This window comes from Leptolyngbya sp. PCC 6406 (genome assembly GCF_000332095.2).
Taxonomy (GTDB): domain Bacteria; phylum Cyanobacteriota; class Cyanobacteriia; order Phormidesmidales; family Phormidesmidaceae; genus PCC-6406.
In genome coordinates this window covers 3,649,164-3,666,995 of record NZ_KI913949.1, presented here as the reverse complement: position 1 = coordinate 3,666,995, position 17,832 = coordinate 3,649,164, and the positions used below count along the sequence as shown (strand labels likewise).

Annotated in this window: 15 protein-coding genes; 10 read left to right on the top strand and 5 right to left on the bottom strand. The window is 56.2% G+C overall.

Annotation, left to right across the window (positions count from 1 at the left end; genetic code table 11):
- Nucleotides 1-39 precede the first annotated feature (39 nt).
- The 6 genes from LEP6406_RS0216185 to LEP6406_RS0216160 all read left to right on the top strand — a co-directional run bounded on the left by LEP6406_RS0216185 (nt 40) and on the right by LEP6406_RS0216160 (nt 5,545).
- A complete protein-coding gene (locus LEP6406_RS0216185) occupies nt 40-945 on the top strand; it encodes a transposase family protein (protein WP_027268700.1) in 906 nt (301 codons plus the stop codon).
- 163 nt (nt 946-1,108) lie between these two features.
- Nucleotides 1,109-1,567, top strand: coding sequence for a GNAT family N-acetyltransferase (locus LEP6406_RS0216180; RefSeq protein WP_225886556.1), 459 nt, complete (start codon nt 1,109-1,111; stop codon nt 1,565-1,567).
- A complete protein-coding gene (locus tag LEP6406_RS0216175) occupies nt 1,567-2,430 on the top strand; it encodes an EamA family transporter (RefSeq protein WP_008316509.1) in 864 nt (287 codons plus the stop codon). The genes LEP6406_RS0216180 and LEP6406_RS0216175 overlap by 1 nt, the downstream gene beginning before the upstream one ends.
- Before the next feature lie 79 nt (nt 2,431-2,509).
- Nucleotides 2,510-3,247: a hypothetical protein gene (locus LEP6406_RS0216170; RefSeq protein ID WP_008316511.1), complete on the top strand. Its 738-nt coding sequence runs from the start codon at nt 2,510-2,512 to the stop codon at nt 3,245-3,247.
- Nucleotides 3,248-3,281: 34 nt separating this feature from the next.
- Entirely contained in the window at nt 3,282-3,917 is a 636-nt protein-coding gene (locus LEP6406_RS0216165; protein ID WP_027269191.1) for a CatB-related O-acetyltransferase, read from the top strand.
- A 338-nt stretch (nt 3,918-4,255) separates the two neighbouring features.
- Nucleotides 4,256-5,545: an ATP-binding protein gene (locus tag LEP6406_RS0216160; RefSeq protein ID WP_008316513.1), complete on the top strand. Its 1,290-nt coding sequence runs from the start codon at nt 4,256-4,258 to the stop codon at nt 5,543-5,545.
- A gap of 21 nt (nt 5,546-5,566) precedes the next feature.
- On the opposite strand, the gene LEP6406_RS0216155 is transcribed toward LEP6406_RS0216160, so the two are convergent.
- The 3 genes from LEP6406_RS0216155 to LEP6406_RS0216145 all read right to left on the bottom strand — a co-directional run bounded on the left by LEP6406_RS0216155 (nt 5,567) and on the right by LEP6406_RS0216145 (nt 9,269).
- Nucleotides 5,567-6,589: an acyl-CoA desaturase gene (locus LEP6406_RS0216155; RefSeq protein WP_008316515.1), complete on the bottom strand. Its 1,023-nt coding sequence runs from the start codon at nt 6,587-6,589 to the stop codon at nt 5,567-5,569.
- A 274-nt stretch (nt 6,590-6,863) separates the two neighbouring features.
- Entirely contained in the window at nt 6,864-8,351 is a 1,488-nt protein-coding gene (gene hemN / locus LEP6406_RS0216150) for an oxygen-independent coproporphyrinogen III oxidase (RefSeq protein WP_008317663.1), read from the bottom strand.
- Between the two features lie 183 nt (nt 8,352-8,534).
- Nucleotides 8,535-9,269 (bottom strand): biliverdin-producing heme oxygenase, encoded by a 735-nt coding sequence (locus tag LEP6406_RS0216145; RefSeq protein ID WP_008317660.1) that lies wholly within the window; start codon nt 9,267-9,269, stop codon nt 8,535-8,537.
- A 377-nt stretch (nt 9,270-9,646) separates the two neighbouring features.
- Between LEP6406_RS0216145 and acsF the strand changes: the two genes are divergently transcribed.
- Complete coding sequence (acsF, locus tag LEP6406_RS0216140) at nt 9,647-10,705, top strand: magnesium-protoporphyrin IX monomethyl ester (oxidative) cyclase (RefSeq protein ID WP_008317658.1); 1,059 nt, start codon at nt 9,647-9,649, stop codon at nt 10,703-10,705.
- 206 nt (nt 10,706-10,911) lie between these two features.
- On the opposite strand, the gene recJ is transcribed toward acsF, so the two are convergent.
- Nucleotides 10,912-13,308 (bottom strand): single-stranded-DNA-specific exonuclease RecJ, encoded by a 2,397-nt coding sequence (gene recJ / locus LEP6406_RS0216135; RefSeq protein WP_008317657.1) that lies wholly within the window; start codon nt 13,306-13,308, stop codon nt 10,912-10,914.
- 192 nt (nt 13,309-13,500) lie between these two features.
- On the opposite strand from recJ, the gene LEP6406_RS0216130 reads away from it, so the two are divergent.
- The 3 genes from LEP6406_RS0216130 to LEP6406_RS0216120 all read left to right on the top strand — a co-directional run bounded on the left by LEP6406_RS0216130 (nt 13,501) and on the right by LEP6406_RS0216120 (nt 16,728).
- Nucleotides 13,501-14,532, top strand: a complete 1,032-nt coding sequence (locus LEP6406_RS0216130; protein ID WP_008317656.1) for an HD domain-containing phosphohydrolase — start codon at nt 13,501-13,503, stop codon at nt 14,530-14,532.
- A gap of 193 nt (nt 14,533-14,725) precedes the next feature.
- On the top strand, nt 14,726-15,790 hold the full coding sequence (locus LEP6406_RS0216125) for a CobQ/CobB/MinD/ParA nucleotide binding domain-containing protein (protein WP_008317653.1): 1,065 nt from the start codon (nt 14,726-14,728) through the stop codon (nt 15,788-15,790).
- A gap of 149 nt (nt 15,791-15,939) precedes the next feature.
- The gene (locus LEP6406_RS0216120) at nt 15,940-16,728 is read left to right on the top strand and encodes a MinD/ParA family ATP-binding protein (RefSeq protein ID WP_008317651.1); all 789 of its coding nucleotides are present in this window, start codon (nt 15,940-15,942) and stop codon (nt 16,726-16,728) included.
- A 165-nt stretch (nt 16,729-16,893) separates the two neighbouring features.
- On the opposite strand, the gene LEP6406_RS0216115 is transcribed toward LEP6406_RS0216120, so the two are convergent.
- The gene (locus tag LEP6406_RS0216115) at nt 16,894-17,826 is read right to left on the bottom strand and encodes an alpha/beta fold hydrolase (RefSeq protein WP_008317650.1); all 933 of its coding nucleotides are present in this window, start codon (nt 17,824-17,826) and stop codon (nt 16,894-16,896) included.
- Between the last annotated feature and the right edge of the window lie 6 nt (nt 17,827-17,832).

Sequence of the window (17,832 nt, the reverse complement as noted above, 5' to 3'; positions counted from 1 at the left end):
GGGATAATAGCCTCTAGAGCTAGTTAACCTGGTTGTGCCGTGCTGAACCTCCAACGTGCCCTCAAGAGTGACCGCCTGCTGCGGGCTTTGACCGGTTTGAACCGGAAAGCCTTTGAGGAACTGGAATCCACCTTCGCTCAGGTGTTGGCCCATGCAGAGGTTCCCCGTCGGAGTCCCTTACCCCGTCAACGGGCCACCGGAGCCGGACGAAAACCCAATTTAGCAACGGTCGAGACCAAACTGTTCTTCATCTTGTTCTACTTCAAGGTGTATCCGACCTTTGATTTGGCCGGTGTCCTGTTTGACCTGGATCGCGCTCAGGCGAATCGTTGGATGCATCGCCTCCAACCACTGCTGGAGGAAGCCCTGGGTGAAAAAATGGCGTTGCCGAAACGCAAATTGACCAGTCTTGAAGAATTTATCGAAGCCTTTCCCGAGGTGGAACGGGTGATTCTTGACGGGACTGAACGCCCCATTCAGCGGGCCAAAGACCGGGACCAACAGAAGGAAGATTACTCAGGCAAAAAGAAGCGCCATACCCGCACCCACCTGGCTGGTGTCGCCCCAGACCGCCAGATTCTCGTATTCAGCACCGCCTATCCCGGTAAGGCGCACGACAAAGGCATTCTCAATAGCGAGGGATGGGCCGAGTGGATTCCTGATGACGTCAAAATCCAGGGTGATTCAGGCTTTCAGGGGCTGCAAAACGAGTATGTCAACGTAGAGATTCCACACAAGAAACCTAAGGGCGGACAACTCACCGATGAGCAGAAAGCTGAGAATCAAGCCCTCGCCCGAGAACGGGTCGTCGGGGAGCATGCCTTTGCTGGCCTAAAACGCTATGGGATTGCCGCCCAGGTCTATCGCAATCGCAAAGCGAACTTTGATGACCGCTCCATCTTCACAGCGGCAGGACTCTGGAACTTTTATCTGATGGCCGCTTAACCGAGGGAGAGAGGAAGGAAGTCGCCCTTGAAGGTTCTGACTGAGCACTATTTCACAACAACTCTTATGTTTGTATAGCAGCGGTTGTAACCGCCGTGAGTCTAGCCTGCGCCCCTAGCAATGTCGTCTAGATCACCTGTGTAGGATCCTCCTCTGGTGGACAATGTGGCGGTTCCGTTCCCTGTGCAGCAGTACCGTAGCCCCCATGGCGATCGTCATTGTCCGACAGCTCCATGAAGATCATATTCAGGATCTATGTAGCCTCTATCGTCAAACGTGGTGGGCTGCCGATCGCACCCTCCGAGAAGTGCGACGAATGTTGGACCACAGCGACATTGTGGTGGGGTTAGTGGATGATCGGGATGAACGTTTGGTGGGCTTTGCCCGCGTACTCACAGACTCCATATACAAAGCGTTTTTGCTAGATGTGATGGTGGTGGAGTCCCGTCAGGGGCTAGGCTTGGGGCGCTACCTGATGGAGACAGTGCTGCACCTGCCGGAATTAGACTTGGTGCGGGATATTCAATTGCACTGTCCGCCTGATATGGTGGCCTTCTATGAAAAGTGGGGGTTCTCGACCGACCTAGCGGGAACCCTCGCCCTACGGCTACGCCGAACTTGATGATTCCAATCCATCTCCTCATCGCCGTCCTCGTGGCGGTGCTATGGGGCTTTAATTTTGTCGCCATCCAAGTGGGGTTAGGATCCTTTCCGCCGTTGCTGTTTGCGGCCCTACGCTTTGTAGTCATTGCCTTTCCGGCAATTTTCTTTGTTCCTCGCCGGGGCATTCCCTGGCGATGGATTGTGGCGGTGGGGTTGACGATGGGGGTATTTCAGTTTGGCTTGCTCTACATTGGCATGGCCAATGGAATGCCACCGGGATTGTCCTCTCTGTTGGTACAGTCCCAGGCCCTGTTCACCTTATTGCTCTCCACGGTGATCCTGCGGGATGTGCCCCGGCGGCAACAGTGGGTGGGGGTGGGCATCGCCTTAGTGGGTATGGTTGCGATCGCATTTGCCCGAGGAGGACAGGCCCAGATCCTAGGATTATTGCTGGTGCTGGGTTCCAGCCTGTCCTGGGCCTTGGGCAACATTTGTTTGAAACTAGCCAAGGTAGGCAGCAGCTTTCGCTTTTGGGTCTGGATGGCCCTAGTCCCGCCCCTCCCCCTGCTCACCCTGTCCGCCCTGTTTGAATCCGGCCAGGGGGATGCCCTCCGTCACCTCACCCTCCTGGGGGCAGGCACCATTCTCTACACCGGACTGATTTCCTCCCTTCTGTGCTTTGGCTTCTGGGCCTACCTCGTGCAGCACTATTCCCCCAATCGAGTCGCTCCCTTTTCCCTGCTGGTGCCCATCTTTGGCATGGGGTTTTCGGCCTGGTTACTGGGGGACAGTCTCAGCCTGATGGAAGGGGCTGGCGCTGTTCTGGTCTTTTTGGGGCTGGTCTTAGCCGTCTTGGGCTCTTCTGCCCGCAAGGTTCCATGAGATCCTAATAATCAGGCTGGCCAGAGAATCCCTATCTACTGCTTTGGCTACCCCCAATTTCTTCTTTACAACAACTGCTATGACCGCAGGACTTGTCACCGCTATTGTCTCCGCCATCACCTCCCTCATCGTGGCTCTCGGCAGTCAGTATTTTGCGACTCGGGCCACCCATAGTCTGGAGAAGACGAAGGAACGCGATCGGATCACAGGCGAATACCTAAATCCCCTACGACTCTACCTAGAGGAAGCCTACGCCCGCCTCTCCCGCATTGAGGATCGCCTACAGCGGGGGGACGGTATCTGTGATGCCCTCCTCTCGGTGGAGAGCCCAGAGGCCATTAACAACCTACCGGATGACTGGTTCACCACCGACGGCTACTACCTGATGTCCTCTTGTTACCTCACCGCCTGTCTATTTTTTCACATGGATCAGGTGCGGAGTAAGGCTCCCTACCTGCCCCTAGAACAGGGCAGCGATACGGAGCTAGTGAATCGTCTATTTCAGATCAGCTTGGCCCTGGGAAAAACAGGGGGCATCTACTACATTCTGCAAAGCACCCTGGCAGAGGCCATGGCGGGGAAGAAAGGGCGACAGGTGATCAGCTATCGCACCTTCTGCGAAAAGTTTCGTAATCCCCAGGATCTGGTCTGGTTTAAGCAATTGGTGACCTTCTACTTGGCGGTAGGCCATGGCAAAAAAGGGGATCGGATTGACCAAGCCAAGGTCGCCATTATCGATCTGCTGCGGTTTCTAGAGGAACACCTTGGCGGCGGCACCGCCATTGAAAACCGAATTCAAAATCAGGGAAAAATCTAGAGTAAGCTTCAGCATGGTCCATCTATCCTCTGCCATGGCCTACGGTCCCTCCCCCCAGACCCGATACCCCATCGTCGGACAAACACGACTGGTCTACCTCAAAACCATCATCACCAACCCCAACATCATCGTCGGGGACTACACCTACTACGACGATTTTGAAAACCCCGAAAACTTTGAGCGCAATGTGCTCTACCACTTCGACTTTGTGGGCGACAAGCTGATCATTGGCAAATTTTGCGCCATCGCCTCCGATGTGAAATTCATCATGAACGGAGGCAACCATCGCACCGACTGGTTTACCAACTACCCCTTTCCCGTCTTTGGCCAGGGCTGGGAAACGGTCATGCCCGACGCATGGCCCGACAAAGGCAATACCGTCATCGGCAATGACGTGTGGATTGGCTATGGCGCGACCCTAATGCCGGGTGTGCAGGTGGGGGATGGGGCCATCATCGCCGCCCAATCAGTCGTGACCAAATCCGTCCCACCCTACACCGTAGTTGGGGGCAATCCAGCCCAAGAAATCCGCCCCCGCTTTGACCCCGAAACCATTCAGACCCTCCTGCAACTCCAGTGGTGGCACTGGGACATCGCAACCATCACCCACAACCTAGCCGCCATTTGCGGGGCCGACTTGGCGGCCCTCCAACAAGCCCAGCGATCCTAGTACCGCAGGGCGTAAATCAGTCCACTGTAAATCAGTTCACTATTGTCGCGTCGCCCAACATTATTTTCTGGTCCCCTCTCCCCGTGGGAGAGGGCTAGGGTGAGGGGCCGAGGTGTGCCACGATAAGAACGGTTAGGGTATTTACGCCGCAGAATACTAGTGGTCTGTGAACTTTACCTTTGTGATGTGAGTCTGCGTAGCTACTGTGTTAGCCCCTCAGCAGGCTTGACCCTGAGGCGCTAACACAGTAGCTACAAATTTAGAATTGACAGAGCACTAGTGCTCTGTCAATTCATAGTTGACGGGTGACCGAAGTCCTGGAGTAAGGAAAGTTTGATATGGGTGGATTGGCGGCCAAGGCCATTGGACTTGTACAGCGTTATCGGCAACAGGCCATGGCCCTGTTACTCTACCAGTCGGTGCTCGAAACGCCCCTGAGTCAGGCGCTGTTGGCTCTACTGGATGCCCTTTGTACCGAAGACTTCAGCCGCTGTCAGATCGCCTATGGAACCTGGTTTCGGATCCAGGCAGAGTATCAGCAAACCTGGCAGGATCATCTGCTTCAGCAAATTCTGCGATCGGACAATCCCTTTTCCCAGCAGGCCCAGTATAGAGATTTCGCTGACCTGCCCCCAGCCCTCGTTACCGCCGCCCGCCACGATCTTCAGCGTCTTCAGGCCCTCTACACCTGTCAGGGCGATCAGTTAAGTCGCTGGGTCCAGACTGTCTGTCAGATTCCGGAAGCCCCTGTTGTCTGGACCTTAGACCCAGCCCCAGTGCCCGTTTCCTTGCCGATCTTGCCGGACTGGCCGGAGGGCTTAGCAGAACTGGCGGACTACTACCGCCAGCAGGGGGTAGGCATTTGGGGACAATATCGGGCCTTTCAGTGGTCCCCAGACGGACTCAGGGGAATTCCCCACCCGGATCCCGTGCGCTTGCACCAACTTGCGGCCTACGATCATCCCCGGCAGCAGGTGGCGCAAAACACGGAGTTTCTGTTGGCGGGCTACCCGGCCCTCCATGTCTTGCTCTATGGCAGTCGCGGCTCTGGCAAATCTTCCCTCGTCAAGGCCCTGGTGAATGAATACTGCGATCGCGGTCTGCGCCTGATCCAAGTGGACAAGGGAGACCTCACCCACTTGCCCACCATCGTGGACCTGGTCCGCACCTGTCCCCAGAAGTTCATCATCTTTGTGGATGACCTTTCCTTTGAAGAGGATGACGACGCCTTCAAAGCCCTAAAGGTAGTTCTAGAGGGAAACATCACCGCCCGCCCCCAAAACGTAGTGGTCTATGCCACCTCTAACCGCCGCCATCTAGTGCGGGAATATTTCAGTGATCGCCCCCGTCCCAGGGACCAAGACGAAATTCAGTCCTGGGATACTATGCAAGAGAAACTTTCCTTTAGCGATCGCTTTGGCCTCACCCTCACCTTTGAGTCCGCCGACCAGCCCACCTATCTAGAAATTGTCAAACATCTGGCAGGACTGGCGGAAATTCCCCTGCCTGTGGCAGAACTAGAGCGCCGCGCCCTACAATGGGCCACCCGCCACAATGGGCGCTCAGGCCGCACCGCCCGCCAGTTTGTAGACACCCTAGCCGCCGAGATCTCTCTGTCTAAAACCTAGTGCTCAGTCAACTTTGAGGTGTCAGGGCAGGGCCGACTCCTTGTCGTAATCGGCGTTGTAATCGGCATTAGAGCCTATGGGGGAGGACTGGTGACTATTCCCCTGAGTACCGCCGGGACTGTGGGGATAAGTTGGCAAGATCGACCCCAAGCGGCGGAGCGGTTTCAGCGGTGAATCCCAGCCTCGGAAGTCGTGCCCCAAGCGCTCGGGCGGGGGCATCACTACCTTGCGGGCCAAACCTAGGGCTTGGAGGGTGCGAATGGCCCACCAAGTTATGTCAATTTGCCACCAGTGCCAGCCCGCCGGGGCAACTTGGGGATAGGCATGGTGGTTATTGTGCCAGCCTTCGCCATAGGTGAGGATGGCTGCCCACCAGAGATTACGGGAGTTATCGTCACAGAGAAAAGGGCGATTGCCCCACAGGTGGGTTACGGAGTTGATCAGCCAGGTGCTATGCCACAGCAACACTGAGCGCACCAACATGCCATACACCACAAAGGGCCACCCCCCCAGTAGGTACAACAGGCCAGCTAGGGGGATTTGGAGCAGCGCCCCATAGCTATCGAACCAGCGGTAGACCGGATCTCGTGCCAGATCGGGGGCATAGCGGTAGTACTGCTGGGGATCAAAGAAGGTAGACCGCTGGTAGAACAACCACAGCATGTGGCTCCACCAAAATCCCCGCTGGGCGGAGTAGGGGTCGCGATCGCGATCTTCGGTATAGGCATGGTGGAGGCGATGGCCCGCCACCCAGAAAATAGGGCCACCCTGGAAGGCCAAAACACCGATGAGTGCGATCGCATATTCCAACCCTTGGGGAACGCGAAAACTACGGTGGCTCAGGAGGCGATGGTAGCCCAAGCAAATGCCAATGCTGCCAAACAGCCAGTGGAGACCTAGGGTCAGAGCTACGGCAGACCAGGAAAAAAAGAACGGCGCTAGCCCTAGGGCTAAACCATGAATCAGGGCAATGAACAGTACCGTGGGCCAGTGAAATACGAGGCCATCGCGGGTGTTTGGGGCTGAAGATGGAATTTGGGTCATGGGGTGATGAGGTGATGAGGTGATGGGGTATTGGGGTGATGGGGTATTGGGGTGATGGGGTGTTGGGGTGATGGGGTGTTGGGGTGATGGGGTGTTGGGGTTATTCCCGTAGGGGCAATCCCTTGTGGTTGCCCTTGTCGCCGGGTAATTAGGTGTGAGGGTATTGGGGTATTGGGGTGTTGGGGCAATCTCTTGTGGTTGCCCTTGTCGCCGGGTAATTAGGTATTGGGGTGTGGGGGTAGGGGCGCGGTTTCCGCGCCCAATGATCAGGTGACTAAAGGGACTGGGAGAATTGCCCCTGCTGACGATGGCGTAAATAGGGGTCAAACACCGCCGCGATGTTGCGAATCAGCAAACGACCGATGGGGGTGACGGTAATCTCTGTGGGGCTCACCTGGAGCAGCCCATCTCCCTGGAGCGGCCATAGATCCCGCAGTTCACGGGCAAAATAAGCGTCAAAGTCGAGCCCATAGCAGCGGGCAATCTTGGCCTTGGACAGGTAAAAATGGCACATTAGCTCCTGAATCAGGGTGCGCCGAATCTGGTCATCCTGGGACAGTCGCACCCCGCGCTCTAGGGGCATTACCCCTTGATCTACCGCCCGGTAAAAAGCCTGCAATCCCTTGGCATTCTGGGTATAGACATCCTGGAACATGCTGATGGCAGTCACCCCAAACCCCAGCAGTTCCGCGTCCCCTTGGGTGGTGTAGCCCTGAAAATTGCGGTGGAGTTTACCCTGGGATTGGGCGATCGCCAGTTCATCTGTCGGCTTGGCAAAGTGATCCATGCCAATGAACCGATATCCTCCCTGCTGCAACTGGTCAATGGTGGTGTGGAACATTTCCAACTTGGCTGCTGGAGAGGGCAGGGCATCGGCGTTGATGCGCCGCTGAATCGGTTTCATCCAGGGCACATAGGCAAAGTTAAAGACGGCAATGCGGTTGGGGTCTAGGTGCAGGGTTTTCTCAATGGTGCGCTGGAAGGTGGCCGGGGTTTGGTAGGGGAGTCCGTAGATCAAATCCACATTGACACTGTCAAATCCCGCCTCCCGAATCCAGTCCATGGCCTGGAATAGCATCGCCTCCGGCTGCACCCGATTCACCGCCGCTTGGACACGGGGATCAAAGTCCTGAATCCCAAAGCTGATGCGGTTAAAACCGAGCTGCCGCAGGTGCAGAATCATCTCCCGTGTGACTAGGCGGGGGTTCACCTCAATGGAGCATTCCGCCCCTGGGGCAAAGGAAAACCGGCGGGAGAGCATTGTCCATAATTGCTCCATTTCCCCTAGGTCCAGATAGTTGGGGGTGCCGCCGCCCCAATGGAGTTGGGTGACTGGACGTTGGCGATCGACCCCCTGGGCCATGACCTCGATATGGCGCTCTAGGGCCTTCAGGTAGGGGCGGGTGGCGCGATCGCGCTGCTGGGTGATGATGACGTTGCAGCCACAAAAGTAGCAGGGGCGATCGCAGAAGGGGACATGGACATAGAGGGACAGGGGCCGCTGATGGTGGTTCCCCTGGGCAATGGCCTGCTCAAACCCCTGGGGGTCAAATTCTGCCTTCAGCTCCGTGGCCGGGGGATAGCTGGTGTAACGGGGAATGGGGCGATCGTATTTCTGTAGCAGGTCGGGATGGAACCAATCTGCATCGAATTGAAAATCGGGCTGGCCATGGGTCTGCTGAGCAGGCCCTAGGTCCGGAAAGGGGGTAGGGAAAGCCGCGATCGCAGTAGTTTTTCCCCCGAAGTCAGTAAAGGTGGACATTATGGTAATTGGGTTGCAGAGTTTGCGAATATTCAAAGCGACTGCTCAAGGGACTATTGCAACCAGGACAGCCGGGACGGCTATCCCACAAGAGAGGGCTGTGACTTTACCCTTGTGGGATCGGCCTCTGGCCTGTCCCTTCTTTTGCTGTTACAGCCCCCTTACAGCCCCCAGATCTGTGTCCTAGGAGGCCATAGCAGGAGCCCCTTGGGTGCTGCCGGGGCGATGCGCATCCTGAAGCCGCTGTAGGGTTGCGGGCTCCAGCGCCAACACCATCTCCCCATCCAGGGATGCCATGACCGCACAGTTGAGATGGAAGGCCCGCTGGGCTTCCAGCACCATTTGCTCCGCCAGTACCTCATCCACCGGGAGTTGATTCAGGGCCGCTCGATAACGCTCCTTAAAGGTTTGCTTCGCCTCCGGTGTAGGCAGCAGGTCAAACTCATGGAGGCCCGTACCCTGATCCGGCGGTGGATTCAGCGCTTTACGGACAATGCCCTTTAACCCTTGCCCCCCAGAGAGATCTCCCAGATAGCGCACATAGCTGTGGGGCACCAGCAGCGCCGGGTTTTCCCGCGTCACCTGTTGCAGCCGAGTCACATAGACTTGGCCTGCTGGGGTAATTTCGGGGCCAATAGCATCCCGCCAAGCTTCCCCGTAGTAGAACTGCAAATCCTCTTGGAGCTTGGCCGTGCGTTGGATTTCTGGGAACACCATTGGCCCCACGATGGGATGGTCTCGATACTCCTCCATGGCGGTCTCTAGGGTGCGATAAACCCAGTAGAGATTACTCAGCAGCTTACGGAAAGTACTTTCCACCACGATGCCATCCAAAAAACATTTCATAAATAGGCTGTTCTCGGCGGTGGTATGGGCCTGTTGAGTACCCAGGCGTAATTGTTGGGCTAAATCAGTCATGGTGATACCTCTCTTGCTATCAATTATTCATCTAAAAAGCGGTCACTATTCAAAACAAAAGCTTTACTTACTCTAGAACGATTGCTTGGTTTGTCAACCCTTAAATCAGAAGTTTATGACTCCTTTTATTGGAATTTATAAGGCTATAAAAGTAAAATATTTCTCTTTACAATTTTCCCATTACTTAAGCCTGAGATTGCTGGGAACCTTGGCGTCACTAGGTGAATCAAAGTAAAATTTTGGGGTTTAGATTTCAAAAATGTGAATTCTTGTCCCTGGAAATACCGTCTTGATGTAAAAAAGATCTGTGGGCTATACCATGATCCAAAACCACCTCAAACTATTCCCAAACCATTTAAGTCATTACCCTATACGCCATGACCTCAACCCTGACGCCATCCCCCGTTGTCAAAGCTGCGATCACAGAGAACATCCTGACTCCCCGCTTCTACACCACTGACTTTGATAAAGCGGCTGGCCTCGACCTTTCCCGAGAGGAAGAAGCGCTCCAGGCCATGGTGGCAGAGATGCGGGCGGACTATAACCGCTATCACTTCACCCGTAATGAAGACTTCAAGGGCAATTGGGATCACATTCAGGGGGCCGAGAGACGGGCCTTCATTGATTACCTGGAACGATCCTGTGTGTCAGAGTTTTCTGGGTTTATCCTATTCAAGGAATTGTCCCGCAAGCTCAAGGGACGGAATCCCCTACTGGCGGAAATCTTTCACCTGATGGCACGGGATGAGGCGCGTCATGCGGGGTTTATCAACAAGGCCATGGGGGACTTTCATATCACCTTGGATCTACAAAAACTGACCCGAAAGCGCACCTATACCTTTTTCCCGGTGGAATGGATTATCTATGCGGTTTACCTGTCGGAAAAGATTGGCTACTGGCGCTATATCATCATCTTTCGCCACCTGGAGCAGCATCCTGAAAACAATTTCTATCCCCTGTTCAACTACTTCGAGAGTTGGTGTCAGGATGAAAACCGCCACGGCGATATCTTTAAGGCCCTACTGCGATCGCAACCCCAAATGTGGCAAACCTGGCAGGGGCGGCTCTGGAGTCGCTTCTTTTTGCTCACGGTTTTCGCCACCCATGCCCTGACCGTCCACGAACGGGCTGAGTTCTACCGCATGTTGGGGTTAGACCCCATAGACTTTGATCGGGCAGTGATTCGGGAAACCAACGCCACGGCAGGGCGAGCTTTCCCCACCTGCTTGAATGTGGATCATCCCGCCTTTTATGACCGCCTGCAACGCTGCGCCGACCACAACCTGGCCCTAAGCCACATCGATCAAACCAATCAACCCCAGTGGTTGAAGGGACTGCGGAAATTGCCCCGGCAACTTGCGATCGCAGGTCACCTGCTGCGCCTCTATCTACTCCCCGCTGTCGATACCGAAGCCCTGCGCGGCACTGTCCGCTAGGGAAGTCAGAGCCACGCGAGTGATGCCCTGATATTCAAGCAAGGGGGATGTAGAGCTTTGCTCTTCCCGCAGGGTGGGGGCAGGACTACGTTGCAGTCCTGCCAGAGCTTTGCGCTTAATGTTGATACTAGTGACGGTTGTGCGCCCTCAGGGATGTACGCAATCCAACCGCATGTCGCTATATCCAGAAACTAAGACCTGTTGCATTATCGAGAAACCAAGACCTGTTGTACCACTGCCGGAGAGACCTGATAGAAATAGCGACGGCGGAATTGCTCCTCGCGTACCGCTTGTAGAAAGCGGTACGCGATCTGGGAATAGTCTTCCGTCATCGCAGTGGGATCTGTTTCGGTAGCCCGACCAATATGTAATGAGCCACTAATTGCCCCAGCTTCTGCCCCCGCAAGATTTACCGTAAAACCCAATTGCTTCAGGCAGTCTAGCCCCACGGTGATGGTCTTAAGGCTGAGAGTTAATCGCTGGCTGAGGGCAGTCAGAGTGGTGGGGGTCTCGGTGCGGGCCAAGTATTTGGCGAGGCCCACCCAGTCTTGCCACAACGCTTCTGGGGCAGGGGCATCGGGCAAGGGATAGGCCAATGTCAGCGGGGGGACTAGATGGGGTGAGGGGGGAAACTCGGACCAGTCGGCAGGGCAGTGGGCCACGGCGGGCGGAAGGGGATGGGGAGGGGGATCTGAGCGCTGATCCAGAATCCAATTACCGGGAGTAGCGGCGGTGGCGGTCGTCTCGGGGACGGTGGATTGGAGATCGATCAATCGCACTTCATATTGGGCCGGTTTACGGTAAAAGTTTACATCCAGCTCCACTACAACATCGCAGGGGGTTTCCGGTACCTCGTCCCGGCGGTGGCCCCACCAGTGGCCGGGGAAGCTGTGGGTGTCACTCTCGTCCTGGAGACGGAATTCCACTTTATAGAAACGCTGTTTGCCTCCGTTGCGATGGCCAGCGGCTGGTCGAAGACTATCGCGGATAGCGTGCTCCTTCACCGCTGTAAATTGGACATTCCGTAGTAGTAGTCGCGGCGTGGGGTTGCCCATACCGTAGGGTTCCAGTCGCTTTAGAGCCCTGAATAAATCCTGCCCTAGGTCGGCAACGGTGACCGCTAGGTCAACCGTCAGGGATGGCATTTGGGTGAGGGATTCGCTGGCCTGGTGCGATCGCAGGGATCGATTAATGCCCTCAATGAATAGATCGAGGTTGGTCAAGGGCAGACTTAGGCCCGCTGCGAAGGGGTGGCCCCCAAATCGAGTCAGCAGATGGGCTTGGTCCTGCACCAGCCCATAGAGATCAATACCATTTACCGACCGCGCCGATCCCCGTGCCATGGGCAGGGCGGCAACCGGGCTATTCTCCGCTGGGGAAACGCTATCGCCAATGGGCAAATCAGTCTGAAACATAATGGCGGGGCGGCCATAGGTCTGGGCCAGTTGACTGGCTACCAGCCCCAGTATCCCTGGTGACCACTGGGGATCCGCTAGGACGATGACCTGGGTCGTAGCGAGATCCAGTTGGGCGGCCCGAGTGGTGGCATCCGCCAGGACTTGGGCCTGGAGATCTTTGCGGCGGGTATTAGCCAGCTCTGCCTCTAGGGCCAGGGCTTCAGCTTGGGGACGTTCTCGACTCGTCAGCAACTCCACACCAAAGCTGGCATCCCCATGGATGCGACTGACCGCATTGATACGAGGTCCCAGGCCAAAGGCAACATCGGAGGGGCGATCTCCGGTGCGTTTGCACAGCTCCAGCAATTTGCTAATACCGGGGCGCAGTCCTTCCTTTGCCTGCCGTTCTAGGGTCCGCAGCCCCACCTGAGCCAGGTAGCGACAGTCTCCCCGCAGGGCCACCAGATCTGCAATTAGGCCAATGGCCACCAGATCCAGCAGCGTTGCCAAGGGCTGCTGGGCGACCCCCGGCAGGCGCTCGTACAAAGCCTCTAAGAGTTTGTAGGCCACGGCAACCCCCGAGAGATCCGCTAGGGGATGTTCTGGGGGCAACTGACGGGGGTTGATGAGGGCCACCACCGGGGGGCGGGTCTCCGGCAAGGTGTGGTGATCTGTGACAATCACCTCTATGCCCAGCTCTTGGGCATAGTCCAATTCCCGATGAGCCGTGCTCCCTGTGTCGCAGGTGACGATCAGGTTGCAACCCCAGGCAGCGAGGTGATCGAGTCCCCGGTGGGAGAGGCCATGGGATTCCGTAAACCGATTGGGGATAAAATATTTCAACGCTTGGTGCTGGGGAAAAAACTGTCCCAGTCCCTCCCACAGCACCGCTGTCGCCGTCAGCCCATCGGCGTCGAAGTCCCCCCAGATGGCGACTTTTTCGGCGCGATCGCGGGCCTGAATCAACCGTGAGATCGCCAACTCCATCTCCCCACCAAAGGCCCAGGGCGGGGTAGAAACATAGCGATCGGGATTGAGAAATCCCCCTAATACCTGCGGATCCTGCCATCCCCGCTGCCATAGCAGTTGGGCTGTCGTCTCGGGGAGGGGCTCCGGTTCCCCCGCCGCTGTCGCCACCGCTTGCCGCCAAGCGAGATCTGGAGAGGGGGCAGACGTTTGGAGCCAGCGAAATTGTGCCTTTAGCATGGCCTGTTCAGCCTTGTTCCTCACAAACTCTTTATTGATCACCCCTAACCAGCCATAGCCTTTATCGCTAAGGTTAGTAAAGTAAGCTAAGTTAAACCAGTCGAACCTACATTATTTTCCGTCAATCCCTCAAATGCTCCTCAAGGGTTACCCGGAACCTAAGCGACGATCGCTGAATAGGGCTGTGTGTTTATGAATCGCGTCTCCATGCCTGTGGTCAGCCAAGCTCAACGTTATCTCACCGTGAATTACTCCGGTTCCGACCCTGCCAAAGTCTTGGTGGTGGATGATAATCCTCCCAGTCGGATGACAGCGGTGGCCCTGCTGTCGGTAGAGGGGTACGTTGTGCTGGAAGCTGGGGACGGGTACCAAGCCCTAGAGCGGGTCGCCAGCCAAACCCCCGACATTGTGCTCCTAGACGTGAGTATGCCAGGAATGGACGGCTTTGAGGTTTGCCGCCAACTCAAGCGCAATGAAAACACGCGCCTTATCCCCGTCATCTTTGTCACGGCCCTCGACGATCGCCGCGCCCGTCTCAAGGGCATTGAGGCGGGGGGGGATGATTTTCTCACCAAGCCCTTTGACCAACTTCAACTTTCCGCTCGAGTGCGATCGCTAATTCACCAAAAGCGCCTGAACGAAGACCTCGACCATGCCAGCGAAGCCCTATTTTCCATCGCCCGCACCGTCGAGAGTCGCGATCCCCACACGGGGGACCACTGCGAACGCCTCTCCCAACTGGCCCGCACCTTCGGCGAATACCTGGATCTGCCCGCCTCCCAGATCCGAGACCTGATGTGGGCCAGTTACCTCCATGACATCGGCAAGGTGGGCATTCCCGACGCAGTCTTGCTCAAGACGGGTCCCCTCACCGTCACCGAGCAGGCCATCATGCAGCAACATGTTTTCCTAGGGGAAAATATCTGCCGTCCCCTCCGCACCATGCACGGTGTCCTGCCCATTATTCGCCATCACCATGAACGCTGGGACGGCAGTGGCTACCCCGATAGCTTGGTCGGCAATAGCATTCCTCTCCTGGTCCAGGTGTTCCAAATCATCGACATCTACGACGCCCTCACCAACGAGCGTCCCTATAAACCCGCCTTTTCCATCGCCAAAGCATTGGAGATCATGTGGGGAGAGGTGCGCCAGGGCTGGCGCAATCCGGAACTCATGGCTCAGTTTGAAGCCTTCGTGAAAACGACAGATTTAACCAGCCTGTAAATCGATGCCACATCGTAATCATGCAGGGGTTTAACGAAAGAATAGGCGTGACAAGTTATCCCCGCCCTCAAGTGAAGGCTTCGGGAAAACAAATCCCCCACAGAAAGGGAAAGGTTAGGTTTACACTAAAACCATCCTTAACTCCCCTTGTTCTGTCCAGCCCCTTCGGACAAGCTCCCTGCTGATACCCTCCATGCCCAGTATCATTGCGCTTCACGCCTGCCGCCATGCCGCTGGATGCTCCCACCTAGCGGCCAATCTTGCTGTTTTATTGATGCAACAGGGGCAGCGGGTGGGGCTTCTAGATACCGATCCTCGGGGCGGGGGTATTCGTGTTCTTTTTGGTCTAGACGAAACAGCGGTACAGGTACCCGGCACCTACTCCTGGCTTCAGTTAGATCCGGCCCAGCCTCGGGTGATGCAGGCACAAACTCTGAACTATGGTACTGCCCCCCAGCGGCGTCAACCCGGAATTTATATGGTGCCGACGTTACCCCAGCCTGGTGGCATTAGTGCCCATCTCCTAGATCTTCAGCACCATTACAGTGTGAGCACCCCAAGTGAAGCACTCTCTCAACTACAACGGGATCTGCACCTCACTTGTTTGATTTTTGACACCCAGCCCACCCTAGACGATGACAGTCTTCTGAGCCTAGCCCTAGCGGATACGGTGGTGCTGATGCTCCAAATTGACACCTATGACTTTCAGCGTACTGCCGTCATTCTAGAGGTGCTTAAGAAGTTAGGTGATCGTGATATTTGGCTTGTGCCTAGCCAGGTCTTACCTGATTTGGTGGAGGATGAGGTGAAGCAAAAGGTTGAGAGTACCTACAATCTGCCCGTTGGGGTTATTCTCCCTCTGAGTGAGCAGATGGTGCAATTGGCCAGCGGCGGCATCTTTTGCCTCCATTACCCCGATCATCCCCTCACTCAGGCCATGGCAACCCTCGCCCAGGCGGTGACGCCGCCATCGTCGGCATCGGGTTTAGCCAGAATTCTGGCTAAACCCTTTGGGAAATCCCAGGGTAAACCGTTTTTTGGCATTCTGGATCTGTCTCCCCTGCAACGGCAGGTGCTGATGGCGGTCATTCGTCGGGGTGCTTTGCCTCCGGCTGAGGTGTTGGCCCAGGTGGAGGGAGATCCCCATGCGGTGTCGGTGGCTCTGCAGGAGCTCATTGATCGGGGATGGCTCTTCCAGGACAATGTTCAGGGTACGGTTTATTACCAAAGTCCTTTGCCCGATCGCGATTCTCTCTGAATTATGAAAGTGCCCAATCCATCCAAGACCCCCGAGGGAAGTTGAAGCATCGTGGTAAAACTAAGGCAGTTCCCCTCCCATTGCTTCCCACAGCGGCCAAGTTCCTTCCATTTAGTCATCGTCACGTCAGAGAGAACAGCAGGTGAGCCATGGTAAAAGTCGTGTCTGTTCACTCCTTTAGGGGCGGTACTGGCAAGTCGAATACGACTGCAAATTTGGCGGCTACGGTGGCGCGCCATGGCCATCGGGTTGGCATTGTGGATACGGATATTCAATCTCCGGGGATTCACGTGCTGTTTGGCTTTGATGAAAGCAAAATGGCGCTATCGCTAAATGACTATTTGTGGGGACGCTGCTCTGTTGAAGAAGCGGCCTATGATGTCACCTCTGTGCTCCATGGTGTGGGCAGCGATGGTCAGAGACCGGCCCAAATGGGCCATCGAAGTGCCATTTACCTAATTCCCTCTAGCCTGCGGGCCGGGGAAATTGCCCGAGTTCTGCGGGAAGGCTACGATGTGGGCCTCCTCAACGACGGCTTTCAGGAACTCATCCACCGCCTTGACCTGGACTATCTGTTTATTGATACCCATCCTGGTCTCAATGAAGAGACGCTGCTCTCTATAACTATCTCCGACGTGCTGTTGTTGATTATGCGGCCCGATCGCCAAGATTTTCAGGGCACTGCCGTCACGGTGGATATTGCTCGCCGATTGGAGGTGCCTAAGATGCTAATCATGGTGAATAAGGCCCTCTCCTCCTTTGATTTTGATGCTCTGAAAGCGGAAGTCGAAAGCACCTATGGAGCCCCGGTGGCGGCGATTCTGCCTTTGACGGAGGAAATGATCCAGCTCGGGAGCAGTGATATTTTTTGTCTTCGGTTTCCCGACCACCCCCTTAGCCATATCTTTGGCAAGGTGGCGGAAATACTCATGGCCTAGGGCGGTGCGGCGTAAATACTCTGACCGTTCCATCGTGGCACACCTCGGCCCCTCACCGTTCGGCTGATCTCACGCCGAAGCCCTAGCCCTCTCCCAGGGGGCGAGGGGACCAGAAAATATTGGGCTGGTGCGGCAGAATCGTAAGCCTATTTCCGCCAAGCATTACTAGGGCGGTGGCGGGGAGTCTGGCAACTGGAGCCAGGACAGAATTTGCTGGTTAATCGGGTTGGGGTATTCATCGTAGAGACAGTGGCCTGCCTTGGGAATTACCACCAGGGACAGGCGATCGCTCAACTTAACTAACTCCTGTCCCCAGGTGAGGGGAATCACCCGATCGGCCTCGCCCCATAGGAGTAGGGTGGGCTGGGTCAGTTGATGGACTAAGTCTTTGGTGGCGGGAGTAAATTGGGGCTCTGTGCGCGATCGCACTAAATAACAGAGCGTCCGGGCGGCACCGCGATCGCGGGTTGGCGCAACAAACTGCTCCACCAGATCGGCATCTACCCGCTGCGGCACTTGATAAATGCCCCGCAGGGCGGCCCTGATAATGCCGGGACGACGCACCCAATAGAATAGGGGGCGAATTAGCAGCGGCGTAGAGAACCAGCGCTCTAATGGTCGCGACAGGGTGTCGGCCCAACCTGGTAACAGTTCCTCTCGGGCCGCTGGCAGGGTTAGGAGCACCAACCGTTCCACCGCTTTGGGGTGGGCAACCGTCATCGACAATGCCACCAGGGCTCCTAGGGAATGGCCGACTACAATCATGGGTCGCTGTCCCAGCCACCGGGTCCAGAAGTCATGGACCTGGGCTACCCAGAGGTCAATGTTAAATCGGGTGGCTGCCTTAGCGGAGCCACCAAACCCCAGCAGATCAAGGGCATAGAGGGGCTGGTGCTGAGCTAAGGCGACAAAGTTGTCTCGCCATTGGTCCAGGCTAGCTCCAAAGCCGTGCAACATTAACACTGGAGGCCGTTGCCGTGCTGCTGGCTCCGTTGGCAGCAGTACCCGATAGCGCACAGGCCAGCCCCGCCAATAGCCCGTGCGCTCTTGGCCCAGGGCTGGGGTTGCAGAAAGGACGCTACCGGGAGAGATGATCATCGTCGG

Coding starts and splice junctions, on each gene's coding strand:
- LEP6406_RS0216115 (WP_008317650.1), bottom strand. CDS start 17,826: ATGATCATCTCTCCCGGTAGCGTCCTTTCTGCAACCCCAGCCCTGGGC.
- LEP6406_RS0216180 (WP_225886556.1), top strand. CDS start 1,109: ATGTGGCGGTTCCGTTCCCTGTGCAGCAGTACCGTAGCCCCCATGGCG.
- LEP6406_RS0216145 (WP_008317660.1), bottom strand. CDS start 9,269: ATGACTGATTTAGCCCAACAATTACGCCTGGGTACTCAACAGGCCCAT.
- LEP6406_RS0216170 (WP_008316511.1), top strand. CDS start 2,510: ATGACCGCAGGACTTGTCACCGCTATTGTCTCCGCCATCACCTCCCTC.
- LEP6406_RS0216155 (WP_008316515.1), bottom strand. CDS start 6,589: ATGACCCAAATTCCATCTTCAGCCCCAAACACCCGCGATGGCCTCGTA.
- acsF (WP_008317658.1), top strand. CDS start 9,647: ATGACCTCAACCCTGACGCCATCCCCCGTTGTCAAAGCTGCGATCACA.
- LEP6406_RS0216120 (WP_008317651.1), top strand. CDS start 15,940: ATGGTAAAAGTCGTGTCTGTTCACTCCTTTAGGGGCGGTACTGGCAAG.
- LEP6406_RS0216160 (WP_008316513.1), top strand. CDS start 4,256: ATGGGTGGATTGGCGGCCAAGGCCATTGGACTTGTACAGCGTTATCGG.
- LEP6406_RS0216125 (WP_008317653.1), top strand. CDS start 14,726: ATGCCCAGTATCATTGCGCTTCACGCCTGCCGCCATGCCGCTGGATGC.
- LEP6406_RS0216130 (WP_008317656.1), top strand. CDS start 13,501: ATGAATCGCGTCTCCATGCCTGTGGTCAGCCAAGCTCAACGTTATCTC.
- recJ (WP_008317657.1), bottom strand. CDS start 13,308: ATGCTAAAGGCACAATTTCGCTGGCTCCAAACGTCTGCCCCCTCTCCA.
- LEP6406_RS0216165 (WP_027269191.1), top strand. CDS start 3,282: ATGGCCTACGGTCCCTCCCCCCAGACCCGATACCCCATCGTCGGACAA.
- LEP6406_RS0216175 (WP_008316509.1), top strand. CDS start 1,567: ATGATTCCAATCCATCTCCTCATCGCCGTCCTCGTGGCGGTGCTATGG.
- hemN (WP_008317663.1), bottom strand. CDS start 8,351: ATGTCCACCTTTACTGACTTCGGGGGAAAAACTACTGCGATCGCGGCT.